This window comes from Burkholderia sp. Ax-1720, assembly GCF_011753035.1.
Lineage (GTDB): Bacteria > Pseudomonadota > Gammaproteobacteria > Burkholderiales > Burkholderiaceae > Burkholderia > Burkholderia gladioli.
The window spans coordinates 1-18,289 of record NZ_VWWK01000095.1 but is presented as its reverse complement, the minus strand read 5'-3'; the positions used below and the strand labels follow the sequence as shown (position 1 = coordinate 18,289).

The following is an 18,289-nucleotide window of genomic DNA, read 5'->3' as shown; positions in this document are numbered from 1 at the left end:
ATGAGGGAGTGATGATGCAAAAACAATTCAAGCAACTGGTGCTGCTGGCAGCCATCGTGCCGACGTTCGCCATGGCGCAGTCGCTGTCGAACCAGGCGCCGGCTGCTTCGGCCGTGGCAGCAGCGCCGATCGACGCCGACAAGAAGGCGGCGATCAGCGACCTGCTGAACGCCATCGACGCACCGAAGCTGGTTGGCGCGATCGCCAACAGCGCGGAAATGCAGTCGAAGCAGCTCGTGCCGGCGATCCTGTCGGACGCGCTGTCGGAGAACAAGACGCTGACGGACGCGCAGAAGCAAGCGGCCGTGCCGAGCCTGCAGAAGAACTCGGTGCAGAAGCTGGTTGACGGCGCCGGCAAGGTGTTCGATTCGCAAGGTTTCAAGAACGACGCGATGCAGGCTCAGTACGACGCTTACGCCAAGTACTACAGCACCTCGGAAATCAAGGACCTGACGACGTTCTACAAGAGCCCGACGGGCCGCAAGTTCATCCAGGTGCAGGACCAGGTCGGCCGCGATGTGGTCAACGGCCTGATGCAGAAGTACATGCCGCAAGCGATCCAGGCAACCCGCGCCCAGGCCGACAAGGAAGTCGCGGCCGTCAAGCCGGGCAAGTAAGCACGCGTTCCTGCCCCCGCCGGCGCGAGCGCGCCGGTTTGGCGGGGCGGCAACGTCGGTGCGATAATGGCCGTTTGCGCGCGAGCGCAAGCGGCCATTCCTTTTCTGGCGCGGCATCCGGCGGGTTCCGGGTGCGCCGCGTCCCTCCCGAGGTTCCAAGATGCGCGTTTTCAATTTCTCCGCCGGTCCCGCGGCCATGCCCGAGGACGTGCTGCGCCAGGCAGCCGACGAGATGCTCGACTGGAACGGCAGCGGCATGAGCGTGATGGAAATGAGCCATCGCGGCCGCGAGTTCACCTCGATCCATGAAACCGCGCTGGCCGACCTGCGCGAGTTGCTGGCCGTGCCGGACAACTACCGCGTGCTGTTCCTGCAGGGCGGCGGCATCGCCGAGAACGCGATCGTGCCGATGAACCTGCTCGGCACGCGCCAGAACGTCGACTTCGTGGTGACCGGCTCCTGGTCGCAGAAGTCGTTCAAGGAAGCGCAGAAGTACGGCACTTCGCACCTGGCCGCCACCGGCCGAACCGAGGACGGGTTCACGCGCGTGCCGGCCTTCTCCGAATGGCAGATGTCGGCCGATCCGGCCTATGTGCATCTGTGCACCAACGAGACCATCGACGGCGTCGAGACCTTCGACATCCCCGACACCGGCAGCGTGCCGCTGGTGGCGGATGTCTCCTCGCACATCCTGTCGCGCCCGCTCGACATCAGCCGCTACGGCGCGCTGTTCGGCGGCGCGCAGAAGAACATCGGCATGGCGGGCGTCACGCTGGTGATCGTGCGCGAGGACCTGCTCGAACGCGCGCTGCCGATCTGCCCGTCGGCCTTCGAATGGAAGACGGTGGCCGCCAACAATTCGATGTACAACACGCCGCCCACCTATGCGATCTACATCGCCGGGCTGGTGTTCAAGTGGCTGAAGGCGCAGGGCGGCCTGGAGGCGATCGAGGCGCGCAACGTCGAGAAGGCGGCGCTGCTCTACGACGCGATCGACGCCAGCGGCTTCTATCTCAACAAGGTGGAGAAAAACGCGCGTTCGCGCATGAACGTGCCGTTCTTCCTCGCCGACGAAACGCGCAACGAAGACTTCCTTGCCGGCGCGAAAGCGCGCGGGCTGCTGCAGCTGAAGGGCCACAAGTCCGTCGGCGGCATGCGGGCGTCGATCTACAACGCGGTGCCGCTCGCGGGCGTGAAGGCGCTCGTCGAGTACATGAAGGATTTCGAGCGCGGCCAGGCCTGACGGCTTCGGGCGCGCTCATCAAGCACGGCTATTCAGCATGGACGACGAACTCAACTCCCGACTCAAACCCCTGCGCGAGCGTATCGACGCGATCGATACGCAGCTGATCGCGCTGCTGAACCAGCGCGCCGCAGTGGCGCTCGAGGTCGGCGAGGTCAAGAAGGAATTCAAGGCACCGGTGTTCCGCCCCGAGCGCGAGCAGCAGGTGATCGCGCGTCTGCAGGAGATGAGCGAGGGGCCGCTGGTCGGCGAGCACATCAATGCGATCTGGCGCGAGATCATGGCCGCCAGCCGCTCGCTGGAAAAGACCATCCGCGTGTCCTTCCTCGGGCCGATCGGCACCTACAGCGAACAGGCGATGTTCGAATACTTCGGGCAATCGATCGAGGGGCTGCCCTGCCCGTCGATCGACGAGGTGTTCCGCGGCGTCGAGGCCGGCGCCTCGGAATTCGGCATCGTGCCGGTCGAGAATTCGGCCGAGGGCGCGGTCTCGCGCACGCTCGACCTGCTGCTGCACACGCAGTTGCTGATCGGCGGCGAGCTGTCGCTGCCGATCCACCACAACCTGCTCTCGCAAAGCGGCAGCCTCGACGGCGTGAAGCGCGTCTGCGCGCATGCGCAGTCGCTCGCGCAATGCCAGCGCTGGCTGGCCGCCAACGCGCCGCACCTTGAGCGCCAGGCGGTGGCGAGCAACGCCGAGGCGGCGCGCCTGGCCGCCGACGATCCCAGCGTGGCGGCGATCGCGGGCGACCGCGCGGCGATCCATTACGGCCTGCAGATCGCCTATTCGATGATCCAGGACGATCCGCACAACCGCACCCGCTTCGTCACCATCGGCCGCGCGCCGACCGGGCCCAGCGGCTGCGACCAGACCTCGCTGATCGTGTCGGTCAAGAACGAGCCGGGCGCCGTGTTCAAGCTGCTCGAGCCGCTCGCGCGGCACGGCGTGTCGATGACGCGCTTCGAGTCGCGGCCGGCGCGAGTCGGCACCTGGGAGTATTACTTCTATATCGACATCGAGGGCCATCGCGACGACGCGTCGGTGGCGGCGGCCCTGACGGAGCTCGGCGGCAAGGCCGCGTTCCTGAAGATCCTCGGTTCGTATCCGCGCGCGCGCTGAAGCCCGGGGCGCCGCGGCCACGGCCCGGCGCCGCATCGCTATGTCCATCCCCGCGCGGGCTCCGGCTCGCGCGTTTAACCTGGCCACTGCCGTGTCTGATTTTTCGTTCAACAAACTGGTGATTTTCGGCGTCGGCCTGATCGGCGGCTCGCTGGCGCGCGCGCTGCGCGAGCGCGGCACCGCGCAGGCCGGCCGCGTGATCGGCGTCGGCCGTTCGCCGGCCTCGGTCGAACGCGCGCGCGAGCTGGGCGTGGTCGACGCGATCGCCGCGCTCGACGACGAGGCGCAACTGCGCGCCGCGCTCGATGGCGCCGACCTGGTGCTGCTGGCCGTGCCGGTCGCGCAGACCGGGCCGCTGCTGGCGCGCATCGCGCCGCTGCTCGATTCCGCCACCATCGTCACCGACGCCGGCAGCACCAAGTCCGACGTGGTGGCGGCCGCGCGCGCCGCGCTCGGCGAGAAGATCGCCCAGTTCGTGCCGGCCCACCCGATCGCCGGGCGCGAATCGAGCGGCGTCGAGGCCGCGCTGCCCGATCTCTACGTCGGCCGCAACGTGGTGATCTGCGCGCTGCCCGAGAACCCGGCCGCCTCGGTCGAACGGGTCGACGCGATGTGGCGCGCCACCGGCGCGGTGACGCGCACCATGGACCCGGCCCAGCACGACCGCGTGTTCGCCGCCGTCAGCCACCTGCCGCACGTGCTCTCGTTCGCGCTGGTCGAGCAGATCCTCGGCGAGGCCGACGCGGAGCTGAAGTTCTCGTTCGCCGCCGGCGGCTTCCGCGATTTCACGCGGATCGCGGCTTCCAGCCCCGAGATGTGGCGCGATGTCTGCGTCGCCAACCGCGGCGCGCTGCTCGACGAGCTCGACGCCTACACGCGCGTGCTGGCACGCCTGCGCGAGGCGATCGAGGCCGGCGACGGCGCGGCGCTCGAGGCGGTGTTCGCCCGTTCGCGCGCGGCGCGCACGGCATGGCAGGAGCGTGGCGGCAAGCCCGCCTCCGCCCCGGTTCAGTCTTAACAGGATCATTATGGAATTCCTCGATCTCGGTCCGTATTCCCAGGCTTCGGGCACGGTGCGCCTGCCCGGCTCGAAGAGCATCTCGAACCGCGTGCTGCTGCTGGCCGCGTTGTCCGAGGGGGTGACGACGATCACCAACCTGCTCGACTCCGACGACACGCGCGTGATGCTGGCCGCGCTGGCCGCGCTGGGCGTGACGCTGTCGCGCGACGGCGACACCTGCGTGGTGACGGGCGCCGGCGGCGCGTTCCCCGCCAAGACGGCCGACCTGTTCCTCGGCAATGCCGGCACCGCGGTGCGCCCGCTGACGGCCGCGCTGGCCGTGAACGGCGGCGATTACCGCGTGCACGGCGTGCCGCGCATGCACGAGCGGCCGATCGGCGATCTGGTCGACGGGTTGCGCCAGATCGGCGCCGCGATCGACTACGAGCAGAACGAAGGTTTCCCGCCGCTGCGGATCCGCCCGGCCGCGATCGCGATCGACGGCCCGATCCGGGTGCGCGGCGATGTCTCCAGCCAGTTCCTGACCGCGTTGCTGATGGCGCTGCCGCTGGTCGGCCAGCCGGGCGGCGCGAGCGTGCTGGAGGTGGAGGGCGAGCTGATCTCCAAGCCCTATATCGAGATCACCATCAAGCTGATGGCGCGCTTCGGCGTGCAGGTCGAGCGCGACGGCTGGCAGCGTTTCACGGTGCCGTCCACGCGCTACCGTTCGCCGGGCTCGATCATGGTGGAAGGCGATGCCTCCTCGGCTTCCTACTTCCTGGCGGCCGGCGCGCTCGGCGGCGGCCCGCTGCGGGTCGAGGGCGTCGGCCGCGCCAGCATCCAGGGCGACGTCGGTTTCGCCTCGGCGCTGATGCGCATGGGCGCGAACGTCTCGATGGGCGACGACTGGATCGAGGTGCGCGGGATCGGCCACGATCACGGCAAGCTCGAGCCGATCGACATGGACTTCAACCTGATCCCCGACGCGGCGATGACGATCGCGGTCGCCGCGCTGTTCGCCGACGGCACCAGCACGCTGCGCAACATCGCCAGCTGGCGCGTCAAGGAAACCGACCGGATCGCCGCGATGGCGACCGAGCTGCGCAAGGTCGGCGCGACCGTGGAGGAGGGCGCCGACTACCTGGTGGTGACGCCGCCCGCGCAACTGCTGCCGAACGCGGCGATCGACACCTACGACGACCACCGCATGGCGATGTGCTTCTCGCTGGTCAGCCTCGGCGGCGTGCCGGTGCGCATCAACGACCCGAAGTGCGTGGCCAAGACCTTCCCCGACTATTTCGACCGTTTCACCGCGCTCGCCGGGCGCTGAGCCGTTTGTCCAGATGAAATCGACCCGACCATTCCATCCGACCCCCGTCATCACGATCGACGGCCCGACCGCCTCCGGCAAGGGCACCGTCGCCGCGCTGGTGGCGGCCCACCTCGGTTTCCACCTGCTCGACAGCGGCGCGCTGTACCGGCTCGCGGCGCTCGCGAGCCAGCGCTACGGGATCGAGCCCGACGACGAGGCGGGGCTGGCGAAGCTGGTCGACGACCTGCACATCACCTTCCGCGAGGGCTGCGCGCAGCTCGACGGGGTCGATGTTTCCGACCAGATCCGTGCCGAGGTGGTCGGCAACCGCGCCTCGGCGATCGCCGTGCACGGCGGCGTGCGAGCCGCGCTGGTGGCGCGCCAGCGGGCCTTCCGCAAGACCCCGGGGCTGGTCGCGGACGGCCGCGACATGGGCACCGTGATCTTCCCCGACGCGGGCCTCAAGGTGTTCCTGACGGCGAGTGTCGAGGCCCGCGCGGCGCGCCGGCATAAGCAATTGATGCAAAAAGGTTTTTCTGCTAATATTGACAACTTGCTCCAGGATTTGCGTGAGCGCGACGCGCGAGACAGCAACCGCGCGGCCGCGCCGCTCAAGCCTGCGGAGGATGCGAAGCTGCTCGATACCTCGGGCCTGACGATCGAACAAGCGGTCGAGCAGGTCCTGGCCTGGTACCGGGAAGCCTCGGGCCAGCCGGCCTGAACCTGCCGGCGGTGCAACGAATCAGGCAGTACCCGCAGCATGCAGTGGCAGTAGGTGCTTCAGGCGTCCGGCGCGGGCCGGTTCCCGAAGCGTGTTTCAACCCTTAACCCCGTGTGGCGATCGCACCGCCAGCCAGGCCAGGTGGCCCAGGCAAGAGAGACGGCGCGGCACCATGCACAATCCGATTTTTATGTCCGACCTGCAAACCTCCACCCCGAATACCGAATCCTTTGCGGCCCTGTTCGAAGAGTCGCTGACCCGTCAAGACATGCGCGCCGGCGAAGTGATCTCCGCCGAAGTCGTGCGTGTCGACCACAACTTCGTGGTCGTCAACGCGGGTCTCAAGTCCGAGGCCTACATTCCCATCGAGGAATTCCTGAACGATCAGGGCGAGGTTGAGGTCCAGTCGGGCGATTTCGTTTCCGTCGCGATCGACGCGCTGGAAAACGGCTATGGCGACACGATCCTGTCGCGCGACAAGGCGAAGCGCCTGGCTTCGTGGCTGTCGCTGGAAAAGGCACTCGACAACAACGAACTCGTCACCGGCACCATCACGGGCAAGGTGAAGGGCGGCATGACCGTGATGGTCAACGGCATCCGTGCCTTCCTGCCGGGTTCGCTGGTCGATACGCGTCCGGTCAAGGACACCACGCCGTACGAAGGCAAGACGCTCGAGTTCCGCGTCATCAAGCTCGATCGCAAGCGCAACAACGTGGTGCTGTCGCGCCGCGCCGTCATCGAAGCCACCCAGGGTGAAGAGCGCGCCAAGCTGCTCGAGACGCTGAAGGAAGGCGCGATCGTCAACGGCGTGGTCAAGAACATCACCGACTACGGCGCATTCGTCGACCTCGGCGGCATCGACGGCCTGCTGCACATCACCGACATCGCATGGCGTCGCGTGCGTCACCCGAGCGAAGTCCTCTCGGTTGGCCAGGAAGTCACCGCCAAGATCCTCAAGTTCGACCAGGAAAAGAACCGCGTCTCGCTGGGCATCAAGCAACTGGGCGACGATCCGTGGGAAGGCATCTCGCGCCGTTACCCGTCGGGCACGCGCCTGTTCGGCAAGGTCACCAACATCACCGACTACGGCGCATTCGTCGAAGTGGAATCGGGCATCGAAGGCCTGGTCCACGTGTCGGAAATGGACTGGACCAACAAGAACGTCGCACCCTCGAAGGTTGTCCAGCTGGGCGACGAAGTCGAAGTCATGGTCCTCGAGATCGACGAAGACCGTCGTCGTATCAGCCTCGGCATGAAGCAGTGCAAGCCGAACCCGTGGGATGACTTCAGCCGCAACTTCAAGAAGGGCGACAAGATCACCGGCGCCATCAAGTCGATCACCGACTTCGGCGTGTTCATCGGTCTGCCGGGCGGCATCGACGGCCTGGTCCACCTGTCGGACCTGTCGTGGAGCGAGTCGGGCGAGGAAGCCGTTCGCAAGTACAAGAAGGGCGACGAAGTCGAAGCCATCGTGCTGGGCATCGATGTCGAGAAGGAACGCATCTCGCTGGGCATCAAGCAGCTGGAAGGCGATCCGTTCAGCAACTACGTCGCGATGAACGACAAGGGCTCGATCGTCGACGGCGTCGTGAAGACGGTCGACGCGAAGGGTGCCGTCGTCACGCTGACGGGCGACGTCGAAGGCTACCTGCGCGCATCGGAAATCTCGCAGGATCGCGTCGAAGACGCACGCAACGTGCTGAAGGAAGGCGACAAGGTCAACGCGATGGTGATCAACATCGATCGCAAGTCGCGCGGCATCAACCTGTCGATCAAGGCCAAGGATTCGGCTGAGCAGCAAGAAGCCATCCGCGGTCTGCAATCCGACAGCAGCTCGGCTGCCACCGGCACGACGAACCTCGGCGCTCTGCTGAAGGCAAAGCTCGACGGCCAGAACCAGTAAGCCTCGCGAGGTCTGCTGAAGTATGACCAAATCCGAGTTGGTCGCCCAGTTGGCAACGCGATTTCCGCAACTTGTCCTCAAGGATGCGGATTTCGCGGTGAAAACGATGCTCGATGCGATGTCGGACGCTTTGTCCAAAGGGCATCGCATCGAAATTCGCGGCTTCGGCAGCTTCGGTCTCAACCGCCGTCCGGCCCGCGTGGGCCGCAACCCGAAGTCGGGCGAGAAGGTGCAGGTACCCGAGAAGTACGTACCGCATTTCAAGCCCGGCAAGGAATTGCGCGAACGTGTCGATGGCCGCGCCGGCGAACCGTTGAAGAACGACAGCGACGACGACGAGTGATCGTCTCGTTGCCCGAAGCCCTGCCAACCGGCATGGCTGTGAAAAGCGCCCCTAGCGGGCGCTTTTTTTATGCCTGCCGCCACCTGCGCGGATCGGATGCGCGGTTGGCGAAACGCTTCCATTACAATACGGGCACTTCAGGCGCGGCGCAGCGGGAGCACGCACGCGCAACAAGTTGACAGGAGGGCTCCATGAAATTCGTCGTCTGGCTGATCCGTGTGCTGGTGTTCGTGCTGCTGCTGGTGCTGGCGCTGGCCAATACGCAAACCGCGACGCTCAACTTCCTCGCCGGCTACAACTGGCAGGCACCGCTGATCCTGATCGGCCTGGCATTCTTCGGCGTCGGCCTGATTGCCGGCCTGCTTTCGGCGCTGCCGGCCGTGCTGCGCATGCGTCTCGAGAACGGCCGCCTCAAGCGCGACCTGCGCTCGGCCCGCGAGACCCCGGTGGTGGTCGACCAGCCGCCGATGCCTCCCGTCATTTAACGATCGTCGGGCCGCCGCACGCGCGGCCCCGACCTAGCCTCGATACCTCATGGATCTGGATTTCTGGTGGCTGCTGGCCATCCCCGTCGCGTTCGCCTTCGGCTGGGCGGCGTCCCGCTACGACCTCAAGAAGCTGTTGTCGGAGAATGCGAACCTGCCGCGCTCGTATTTCCGCGGCCTCAACTTCCTGCTCAACGAGCAACCCGACCAGGCCATCGATGCCTTCATCGAGGTCGCCAAGCTCGACCCCGAGACGGTCGAGCTGCACTTCGCGCTCGGCAACCTGTTCCGCCGACGCGGCGAAACCGATCGCGCGATCCGCGTCCACCAGAACCTGCTGAACCGCGACGACCTGCCCGTCAACGAGCGCGATCACGCGCTGTACGAGCTGGGCCAGGATTTCCTCAAGGCCGGGCTGCTCGATCGCGCCGAGGAATCCTTCCACCGCCTCGCCGACGGCGATTACGCGCTCGGCGCGCAGCGCGCGCTGCTGACCATCTACGGCATCGAGAAGGACTGGAACAAGTCGATCCAGACGGCGCGCAAGATCGAGACCATGAGCGGCAGTTCGCTGTCGACCGAAATCGCGCAGTTCCATTGCGAGCTGGCCGGCGAGGCGCTGGCCAGGAAGGACGGCGCGGCAGCGGCCCAGCAGTTGCGCGACGCGCTGGCCGTGAATCCGCACAACGTGCGCGCCACCATCCTGTCGGGCGAGGCGGCCGAGGCCGCCGGCGATCACCAGGCGGCGATCGCCCATTGGCGTCGCGTCGAGCAGCAGAACGCCGCCTACCTGCCCTTGGTGGCCGAGAAGCTGATGAAGGCCTATATCGCGCGCGGGCAGGCGGCCGAAGGCGCCGAACTGCTGACCGACTATGCCGATCGTTATCCCTCGAATGATCTGCTCGACGTCGCTTTCCAGTACGTGGCCGAGCTGCGCGGCGCCGATGCCGCGCACACGCTGGCGCGCACCCAGATGCAGAAGGCGCCGAACCTGTCCGGCATGCTGCATCTGCTCGATGCGCAGATCGCCACGGCCGACGAGCCGCGTCGCGGCGAACTCGAGATGATGCGCGCGCTGGTCAAGCAACGGACCAAGAACCTGCCGCGCTACACCTGCCACGACTGCGGTTTCCGCGCACGCCTGTTCTACTGGCAGTGCCCCGGCTGCAGTGGCTGGGAGACCTACGCACCGCGGCGTGTCGAGGCCGGCGTCGCCAACTAGGCGCACCACACTCCGTCACGAATGCGGCGCAGAATCATGCTTAACCTCCGGAACGAATCACCGGGAAACCTATGAAAATCACCATCATCGGCACCGGCTACGTCGGTCTCGTCACGGGCGCCTGTCTCGCCGAGATCGGCCATGACGTGTTCTGTCTCGACGTCGATCCGCGCAAGATCGAGATCCTGAACCAGGGCGGGATCCCGATCCACGAACCCGGCCTCAAGGAAATCATCGCGCGCACGCGCGCGGCCGGCCGGATCACGTTCTCGACCGACGTCGCGGCCAGCGTCGCGCATGGCGAGATCCAGTTCATCGCGGTGGGCACGCCGCCCGACGAGGACGGCTCGGCCGACCTGCAATACGTGCTCGAGGCGGCTCGCAATATCGGCCGCCACATGACCGAGGCGAAGGTGATCGTCGACAAGTCGACGGTGCCGGTCGGCACCGCCCTGCGCGTGCATGGCGTGGTGGCCGAGGCGCTCGCGGCGCGCGGGCTCGGCAACAGTTCCGCGCATCGTTTCTCGGTGGTCTCGAACCCGGAATTCCTGAAGGAAGGCGCGGCCGTCGAGGACTTCATGCGGCCCGACCGCATCGTGATCGGCGTCGACGACGACGAGGTGGGCAACGTGGCGCGCGAGAAGATGAAGAAGCTCTACGCGCCGTTCAACCGCAATCACGAGCGCACCATCTACATGGACGTGCGCTCGGCCGAATTCACCAAGTACGCCGCCAATGCGATGCTGGCCACGCGCATCTCGTTCATGAACGAGATGTCGAACCTGGCCGAGCGCGTGGGCGCCGACATCGAGGCGGTGCGCCGCGGCATCGGCTCCGATCCGCGCATCGGCTATCACTTCCTCTATGCCGGCGTCGGCTACGGCGGCTCGTGCTTCCCGAAGGACGTGCAGGCGCTGATCCGCACCGCGGCCGAGAACGGCCAGCCGCTGCGGATCCTCGACGCGGTCGAAGCCGTCAACCACGCGCAGAAGAGCGTGCTGCTGGCCAAGATCGAGCAGCGCTTCGGCACCGATCTGTCGGGGCGCACCTTCGCTGTCTGGGGCCTGGCCTTCAAGCCCAATACCGACGACATGCGCGAGGCGCCGAGCCGAACCCTGATCGCCTCGCTGCTGGCGCGCGGCGCTTCGGTGCGCGCCTACGATCCGGTCGCGATCGACGAGGCGCGCCGCGTGTTCGCGCTCGACCTGGGCGACGATGCCGCCGCGCAGGCGGGCCTGGCCTTCGTGCCGAGCAAGGAAGAGGCCGTCACGGGCGCCGATGCGCTGGTGGTGGTCACCGAATGGAAGGAATTCAAGAGTCCGGACTTCGCGCATCTGAAGTCGGTGCTCAACGCGCCGGTGATCTTCGACGGGCGCAATCTCTACGAACCCGAGACGATGGCCGAACTCGGGATCGACTACCACGCTATCGGACGTCCGCATGTCGCAGCCCAATCCTCCGCGCGCGGCTGAGGCCGCCGCCAGCGTCGCGACGGTGCCGCGCGAGCGGCTCGCCGCATCGCGCGTGCTCGTGGTCGGCGACGTGATGCTCGACCGCTACTGGTTCGGCAACGTCAACCGGATCTCGCCCGAGGCGCCGGTGCCGGTGGTGCACGTGCAGCGGCAGGAAGAGCGGCTCGGCGGCGCGGCCAACGTGGCGCGCAACATCGTCACGCTCGGCGCGAACGCGGGCCTGCTCTGCGTGGTCGGCACCGACGAGCCGGGCGAGCGCATCGTCGGCCTGCTCGGCGAGAGCGGCGTGGAAACCCACCTCGAGCGCGACGCGCAACTGCCCACCACCATCAAGCTGCGCGTGCTGGCCCAGCAGCAGCAGTTGCTGCGCGTCGACTTCGAGGCCTCGCCCCAGCACGAGGTGCTGCTGGCGGGGCTGGCACGCTTCGACACGCTGCTGCCCTCGCACGGCGTGGTGCTGATGTCCGACTACGCCAAGGGCGGCCTCACGCATGTCACCACCATGATCGCCAAGGCGCGTGCGGCGGGCCTGCCGGTGCTGGTCGACCCGAAGGGCGCCGATTGGGCGCGCTACCGCGGCGCCTCGCTGATCACGCCGAACCGCGCCGAGCTGCGCGAAGTGGTGGGCGGCTGGCATTCCGAGGACGACCTGCGCGCGCGGGTGCGCGAGCTGCGCGCCTCGCTGGCGCTCGACGCGCTGCTGCTGACGCGCTCGGAAGAGGGCATGACGCTGTTCTCCGATGCCGGCGAGCTGAACGTGCCGGCGCTCGCGCGCGAGGTGTTCGACGTGTCCGGCGCGGGCGACACGGTGATCGCCACCGTCGCGGCCATGCTCGGCGCGGGGCTCTCGCTCGACGCGGCCGTGATGCTGGCCAATCGCGCGGCCGGCATCGTGGTCGGCAAGCTCGGCACGGCCACCGTCGAATATGGCGAACTGTTCAACTGAGCGGCGCGCGCGATGCGCGCCGCTTCGTACTTACATCTTCTGACAGCAGGACGATCATGACCCTCATCGTCACCGGCGCAGCCGGCTTCATCGGCGCGAATCTCGTCAAGGCGCTCAACGAGCGCGGCGAGACGCGCATCATCGCGGTCGACAACCTGAGCCGCGCCGACAAGTTCAGGAACCTGGTCGATTGCGAGATTGACGACTATCTCGACAAGACCGAATTCGTCGAGCGCTTCCAGCGCGGCGATTTCGGCAAGGTGCGCGCGGTGTTCCACGAAGGCGCCTGTTCGGACACGATGGAAACCGACGGCCGCTACATGATGGACAACAACTTCCGCTACAGCCGCGCGGTGCTCGACACCTGCCTGGCGAACGGCACGCAGTTCCTCTATGCCTCGTCGGCGGCGATCTACGGCGGCTCGACGCGCTTCGTCGAGGAACGCGAGGTGGAGGCGCCGCTCAACGTCTATGGCTATTCGAAGTTCCTGTTCGACCAGGTGATCCGCCGCGTGCTGCCGGACGCGAAGAGCCAGATCGCCGGTTTCCGCTACTTCAACGTCTATGGCCCGCGCGAGACGCACAAGGGCCGCATGGCCTCGGTGGCGTTCCACAACTTCAACCAGTTCCGCGCCGAGGGCAAGGTCAAGCTGTTCGGCGAGTACAACGGTTACGCGGCCGGCGAGCAGACGCGCGATTTCGTCTCGGTCGAGGACGTGGTGAAGGTCAACCTGTTCTTCTTCGATCATCCGGAGAAGTCGGGCATCTTCAATCTCGGCACGGGCCGCGCCCAGCCCTTCAACGACATCGCCAGCTCGGTGGTCAACACCCTGCGCGCGCTCGACGGCCAGCCGCCGCTGACGCTGGCCGAGCAGGTCGCGCAGGGGCTGATCGAGTACGTGCCGTTCCCCGATGCGCTGCGCGGCAAGTACCAGTGCTTCACGCAGGCCGACCAGTCGAAGCTGCGCGCGGCCGGCTACGACGCGCCGTTCCTGACCGTCCAGGAAGGTGTCGACCGTTACGTGCGCTGGCTGTTCGGCCAGCTATAAAGCAGCCCGAATCATCCCTAGACTGGGTCTCACGGTCGGCAGCCGCCGGCCGTTTTTCTTGATGGGGAGATCCGGATGCTGAAGAAGATTCTGGTGGTGGCGATGTGGTTCGCGGGGCTCGCGCAGGCGTGGGCGGCAGTCGACGTCAATCAGGCCAACGACGAGGCGCTGCGCGGCATCAAGGGCATCGGCCCGGCCAAGGCCCGCGCGATCGTCGAGGAGCGCGAGGCGCATGGCCCGTACAAGGACACGGCCGATCTCGCGCGGCGCGTGAGCGGCATCGGCGAGAAATCGGTCGAGCGGCTGGTGGCCGAGGGCCTGACGGTCGGCGCGGCCAAGGCACCGGCGGCGGCCGCGGCTCCTCCCGCGGCGGCGGCACGCGGTGCGGCGGCGCCCGCCAAGGCCGCGGGCAAGTGAGGCGCAGGCGCGCCCCATGAGGCACGCCCCATGAGGCACGCCCGGCCAGGCGATGCCTGACGACTCCTTCAGCCGTCGGCGGCCCGACGGTTTCCCGCGGCCCTGCCGCGGGTTTTTTGCGTGATGCCGACCGAGGTTCGCGCCTGCCGTGAACCAGCGCGCCGTCGCGTGCCGATCCCGCCCCGCGCGGTCGAATCGGCGCTGGATTACAATCGACGGATTCACCGGCATCGCAATCACATTACGTCCATGGCTTACAAAACTATCGAAGACACGATCGGCAACACGCCGCTCGTGCAACTCGTCCGGCTGCCGGACGACGAGATTCGCGCTCGCAACAACGTGATCCTGGCCAAGCTCGAAGGGAACAACCCGGCCGGCTCGGTGAAGGACCGGCCCGCGCTGTCGATGATCCGCAAGGCCGAGGAGCGCGGGCGCATCAAGCCGGGCGACACGCTGATCGAGGCGACCAGCGGCAATACCGGCATCGCGCTGGCGATGGCCGCGGCGATCCGCGGCTACAAGATGGTGCTGATCATGCCCGAGGATCTCTCGGTCGAGCGCCGCCAGAGCATGGCCGCCTATGGCGCCGAGATCATGCTGACGCCGGTCAAGGGCGGCATGGAGTTCGCGCGCGACCTGGCCGACCAGATGCAGCGCGAAGGCAAGGGCGTGATCCTCGACCAGTTCGCGAATCCCGACAATCCGCTCGCGCACTACGAAACCACCGGCCCCGAGATCTGGCGCGACACCGAAGGCCGCATCACGCACTTCGTGTCGGCGATGGGCACCACCGGCACCATCATGGGCACCTCGCTGTTCCTCAAGGAAAAGAGCGAGCGTATCGAGATCGTCGGCGCGCAGCCGGAGGAGGGCTCGCGCATCCCCGGCATCCGCAAGTGGCCCGAGGCCTACATGCCGAAGATCTTCGACCGCAGCCGGGTCGACCGCGTCGAGAACGTGAGCCAGGCCGCCTCGGAAGCGATGGCGCGCAAGCTCGCGGCCGTCGAGGGCATCTTCTGCGGCATCTCCTCGGGCGGTGCCTGCGAGGTGGCGATGCGGATCGCGCGCCAGGTCGAGAACGCGACCATCGTCTTCATCGTCTGCGATCGTGGCGATCGTTACCTGTCGACGGGTGTGTTCCCCGCCTGATCGCCGATGTTGCGATGAAGCGCGCCGCGCGGCGCGTCCATGAAAAAAGCGCTGCCCCGAAGAGGCAGCGCTTTTTTTATCGGCGATCGCGGATCTTGCCTACTGCGTGGCCAGCATCTTCTGCTTGACGCGCTCGCCGAGCTGGTAGACCGCCAGGGCGTAGAAGAAGCTGCGGTTGTAGCGAGTCAGCACGTAGAAGTTCTGCAGGCCCAGCTTGTACTCGGTCGCGCGGTTGGGGCTGGGCAGGTCGACCACCGTCACGAGCGTGCTGGCCTCGGCGCGCACGTCGACCGAGGGCTCGTCGAGCGCCAGGCCGGCCTGCGTCAGTTGCGACAGGCTCAGGTGCGGCTCGGGCTTGCCGTCGGCCGCGGCCTGCGCGACACCCTGGCTGCCCGCATCGGGCGCGATCTCCCAGACCACCGGGCGGCCCGGCTGCCAGCCGTGCTGCTTCAGGTAGTTGGCGACGCTGCCGATCGCGTCGGCGGTGCTCGCGCGCAGGTCGATATGGCCGTTACCCTCGTAGTCGACCGCATAGGCGCGGATGCTGCTCGGCAGGAACTGAGGAATGCCGATCGCGCCCGTGTACGAACCCACCACGCTGGTCGGGTCGATCTGGCTGTCGCGCGTCCAGACCAGGAAGTCCTCCAGGTTCTTGCGGAAGGTCGCCTGCCGGTCGGCGCGGTTCGGCGTGTCCGGATAGTCGAAGGCGAGCGTGGTCAGCGCGTCGAGCGCGGGGAAGTTGCCCATGTAGCGGCCGTAGATGGTCTCGACGCCGATGATGCCGACGATCACCTCGGGCGGCACGCCGAACTCGGCCGAGGCGCGCTGCAGCGTGGCCTGGTTGGCACGCCAGAACTTCACGCCGGCGTTGATGCGGATCGTGTCGAGAAAGCGCGACTGGTAGACGCGCCAGTTCTTCACCGAGGGCGAGGGCGCCGGGCGCACCAGCTTGACCGCGGTGGCCGAATAGTTCGCAGTGGCGAACAATGCGCGCAGGCGCGCCGGATCCAGGCCGTCGCGCGCGGCGACCTCGTTGATGAAGGCATCGACCTTGGGATTGTTCGCGTACTGCCGCGGCACGATCTGTTCCTCGGACGGCGACAGGCCGGCAGCCGGCAGGGGCTGCGGAGCCGCCGGCTGGGCCGGCGCCGGGGCCGCGGCGGGCGTGGTCGCGATCGCCGGGCTTGCCTGCGAGGCTTGCGGGCCGGCCGGCGTCTGCGCGCATGCGGCCAGCGTCGCGACCACCGCCGCGAGCGCGAGGCTCGTGAGCGGGAAACGTGAGCGGAAACGAAGCGGGGAGGAGACAGCGGACGATCGGAAAGTCATGGGAACCGGGGGAGAGGACGACGCGGTTGAGTTCGGGCCAGTATAACTGAGGCATCCCGCGCCCCGGCTCGGCATGCCGGCCGCTGTGGTAAGTTAGCGGCGGATTCGCACGCGGCCAAACGCGTCATCATCATCGAAGGAGACTCGCGGCCCGGACGCGCCGGAGCCGCGAAACACGTCATGGCAACCGCCTTTTACACGCATCCCGACTGCCTGCTGCACGAGATGGGCGAATGGCATCCGGAATGTCCGTCGCGGCTGTCGGCGATCCAGGATCAGCTGATCGCGAGCCGCATCGACGAACTGATCGAGCACGAAAGCGCGCCCTTCGCCAGCGAGGCCGCCCTCGCGCGCGTGCACACGCGGGCCCATATCGACTACATCAAGTCGAACGTGCCGGCCGAAGGCTACTGCGAGCTCGATCCCGATACCTCGATGAACCGCCATACCTGGCAGGCCGCCCTGCGCGCCGCGGGTGCCGCGATCGCGGCCACCGACGCGGTGCTCGAGGGCCGCTACGACAACGCCTTCTGCAGCGTGCGCCCTCCCGGCCATCATGCCGAGCCGGCGCGTGCGATGGGCTTTTGCTTCTTCAACAACGTGGCGATCGCCGCGCGTCACGCGCTCGACGTGCACGGGCTCGAACGCGTCGCCGTGATCGACTTCGACGTGCATCACGGCAACGGCACCGAGGCCGCCTTCTCGAACGACCCGCGCGTGCTGATGTGCAGCTTCTTCCAGCACCCGCTGTTCCCCTTCTCGGGCACCGAGCATCCGGCGCCGAACATGCTCAACGTGCCGGTGCCGGCGCGCACCAGCGGCATGGCGATCCGCGAGACGGTGGACATGCTGTGGCTGCCGCGGCTGGAGGCGTTCCGCCCGCAGATGCTGTTCGTGTCGGCCGGCTTCGACGCGCATCGCGAGGACGATCTCGGCCGCATGGGCCTGGTCGAGGCCGACTACGAATGGCTGACCACGCAGATCTGCGAGATCGCCCGCAAGCATGCGCAGGGGCGCGTGGTGAGCTGCCTCGAGGGCGGCTACAACCTGTCGGCGCTGGGCCGCAGCGTGGTCGCGCACCTGCGCGTGCTGGCCGGCGTCTGAGCGCCGGAGGCGCGCCGCCGGCCGGCGTGTGCCTCGGCGACGGCGTCTCCTCGACGCCTGCCCGCCGTGTTGTCGGCGCGGCCTTTCCCGATTTCCTTCTACGAGTTCAACTGCGTGCCACGATCCAGTCGATCAGCGCGCCGATCACGCGCTCTCGTTCGAGGTCGTTCATGGTCTCGTGGTAGTTGCCTTCGTAAAGCGTGAGGGTCTTGTCGGCCGGCCCGGCCTGCGCGCCGAACTCGCGGCTGCCTTCCGGTTCGGTCAGCTTGTCGGCGGTGCCGTGGTAGATCAGCGTCGGCAGCGCCAGCGAGGCGCGCCCGCGCGCGATGCGCTCCATCGCGACCAGGATTTCCGCGCCGGTGCGCGCGGGCACGGCGCCGTGCTGGACCAGCGGATCGGCGCGGTTGGCGGCCACCACCTCGGGGTCGCGCGAGAGCAGGGCAGCATCGATCTTCAAGGCCGGAAAGCGCGGCCAGGCACGGCTCATGAAGCGGCTGGCCGCCAGCATCCAGCGCGGCACGTCGCGGCCGGGCGCCAGCGCGGGGCTCGACAGCACCAATCCGGCGAAGGGCTGCCCGCGCGCCGGCGCGCGCTCGATCGCATACAGCGCGGCGATCGCGCCGCCCATGCTGTGGCCCATCAGGAACAGCGGCACGCCCTCGCGTCTGGCGAAACTCACCAGGGCATCGGCGTCGTCGAGGTATTGGTCGAAGCGATCGACCCAGGTGCGCCGGCCCGGCGAGCAGCCGTGGCCGCGCAGGTCGATGGCCACCAGCTCGATGCCGGCCGCCGCCAGCCGCGCGGCCAGCGCGTCGTAGCGGCGCGCGTGCTCGGCCAGGCCGTGGAGCAGGGCGACG

At 67.6% G+C, this 18,289-nt stretch carries 18 protein-coding genes; 16 read left to right on the top strand and 2 right to left on the bottom strand.

What is annotated here, in order from left to right; all coding sequences use genetic code 11:
* Positions 1 to 14: 14 nt before the first annotated feature.
* The 15 genes from F3J18_RS23485 (at position 15) to cysM (ending at position 15,002) form a co-directional block, all read left to right on the top strand.
* Positions 15 to 617: a DUF2059 domain-containing protein gene (locus F3J18_RS23485; RefSeq protein ID WP_025100610.1), complete on the top strand. Its 603-nt coding sequence runs from the start codon at positions 15 to 17 to the stop codon at positions 615 to 617.
* A gap of 160 nt (positions 618 to 777) precedes the next feature.
* A complete protein-coding gene (gene serC / locus F3J18_RS23480; protein ID WP_166914514.1) occupies positions 778 to 1,860 on the top strand; it encodes a 3-phosphoserine/phosphohydroxythreonine transaminase in 1,083 nt (360 codons plus the stop codon).
* 37 nt (positions 1,861 to 1,897) lie between these two features.
* Positions 1,898 to 2,980, top strand: coding sequence for a prephenate dehydratase (gene pheA, locus F3J18_RS23475; RefSeq protein WP_025100612.1), 1,083 nt, complete (start codon positions 1,898 to 1,900; stop codon positions 2,978 to 2,980).
* A 91-nt stretch (positions 2,981 to 3,071) separates the two neighbouring features.
* On the top strand, positions 3,072 to 3,998 hold the full coding sequence (locus F3J18_RS23470) for a prephenate dehydrogenase/arogenate dehydrogenase family protein (RefSeq protein WP_166914512.1): 927 nt from the start codon (positions 3,072 to 3,074) through the stop codon (positions 3,996 to 3,998).
* 10 nt (positions 3,999 to 4,008) lie between these two features.
* A complete protein-coding gene (aroA, locus tag F3J18_RS23465) occupies positions 4,009 to 5,310 on the top strand; it encodes a 3-phosphoshikimate 1-carboxyvinyltransferase (protein WP_145757446.1) in 1,302 nt (433 codons plus the stop codon).
* Positions 5,311 to 5,323: 13 nt separating this feature from the next.
* Positions 5,324 to 6,013: a (d)CMP kinase gene (gene cmk, locus F3J18_RS23460; protein WP_166914510.1), complete on the top strand. Its 690-nt coding sequence runs from the start codon at positions 5,324 to 5,326 to the stop codon at positions 6,011 to 6,013.
* 172 nt (positions 6,014 to 6,185) lie between these two features.
* Positions 6,186 to 7,916, top strand: a complete 1,731-nt coding sequence (gene rpsA, locus F3J18_RS23455) for a 30S ribosomal protein S1 (RefSeq protein ID WP_013696999.1) — start codon at positions 6,186 to 6,188, stop codon at positions 7,914 to 7,916.
* Between the two features lie 22 nt (positions 7,917 to 7,938).
* Positions 7,939 to 8,259 (top strand): integration host factor subunit beta, encoded by a 321-nt coding sequence (locus F3J18_RS23450; protein WP_013697000.1) that lies wholly within the window; start codon positions 7,939 to 7,941, stop codon positions 8,257 to 8,259.
* A 191-nt stretch (positions 8,260 to 8,450) separates the two neighbouring features.
* The gene (locus tag F3J18_RS23445) at positions 8,451 to 8,744 is read left to right on the top strand and encodes a LapA family protein (protein WP_013697001.1); all 294 of its coding nucleotides are present in this window, start codon (positions 8,451 to 8,453) and stop codon (positions 8,742 to 8,744) included.
* A gap of 49 nt (positions 8,745 to 8,793) precedes the next feature.
* Entirely contained in the window at positions 8,794 to 9,966 is a 1,173-nt protein-coding gene (lapB, locus tag F3J18_RS23440; protein WP_025099019.1) for a lipopolysaccharide assembly protein LapB, read from the top strand.
* Between the two features lie 71 nt (positions 9,967 to 10,037).
* Complete coding sequence (locus F3J18_RS23435) at positions 10,038 to 11,438, top strand: UDP-glucose/GDP-mannose dehydrogenase family protein (protein WP_166914508.1); 1,401 nt, start codon at positions 10,038 to 10,040, stop codon at positions 11,436 to 11,438.
* The gene (gene rfaE1 / locus F3J18_RS23430) at positions 11,407 to 12,384 is read left to right on the top strand and encodes a D-glycero-beta-D-manno-heptose-7-phosphate kinase (RefSeq protein ID WP_052143028.1); all 978 of its coding nucleotides are present in this window, start codon (positions 11,407 to 11,409) and stop codon (positions 12,382 to 12,384) included. The genes F3J18_RS23435 and rfaE1 overlap by 32 nt, the downstream gene beginning before the upstream one ends.
* Before the next feature lie 56 nt (positions 12,385 to 12,440).
* Positions 12,441 to 13,433: an ADP-glyceromanno-heptose 6-epimerase gene (gene rfaD / locus F3J18_RS23425; protein ID WP_013697005.1), complete on the top strand. Its 993-nt coding sequence runs from the start codon at positions 12,441 to 12,443 to the stop codon at positions 13,431 to 13,433.
* A 75-nt stretch (positions 13,434 to 13,508) separates the two neighbouring features.
* Positions 13,509 to 13,850: a helix-hairpin-helix domain-containing protein gene (locus F3J18_RS23420; protein ID WP_046576596.1), complete on the top strand. Its 342-nt coding sequence runs from the start codon at positions 13,509 to 13,511 to the stop codon at positions 13,848 to 13,850.
* 249 nt (positions 13,851 to 14,099) lie between these two features.
* A complete protein-coding gene (cysM, locus tag F3J18_RS23415) occupies positions 14,100 to 15,002 on the top strand; it encodes a cysteine synthase CysM (RefSeq protein ID WP_020381247.1) in 903 nt (300 codons plus the stop codon).
* A gap of 99 nt (positions 15,003 to 15,101) precedes the next feature.
* On the opposite strand, the gene mltB is transcribed toward cysM, so the two are convergent.
* The gene (gene mltB, locus F3J18_RS23410) at positions 15,102 to 16,328 is read right to left on the bottom strand and encodes a lytic murein transglycosylase B (protein ID WP_166914506.1); all 1,227 of its coding nucleotides are present in this window, start codon (positions 16,326 to 16,328) and stop codon (positions 15,102 to 15,104) included.
* A gap of 180 nt (positions 16,329 to 16,508) precedes the next feature.
* On the opposite strand from mltB, the gene F3J18_RS23405 reads away from it, so the two are divergent.
* Positions 16,509 to 17,432: a histone deacetylase family protein gene (locus F3J18_RS23405; RefSeq protein ID WP_013697009.1), complete on the top strand. Its 924-nt coding sequence runs from the start codon at positions 16,509 to 16,511 to the stop codon at positions 17,430 to 17,432.
* A 106-nt stretch (positions 17,433 to 17,538) separates the two neighbouring features.
* Here F3J18_RS23405 and F3J18_RS23400 read toward each other — a convergent pair.
* Positions 17,539 to 18,289: alpha/beta hydrolase (locus tag F3J18_RS23400; RefSeq protein WP_166914504.1), on the bottom strand; the 751-nt coding region annotated here is incomplete at its 5' end.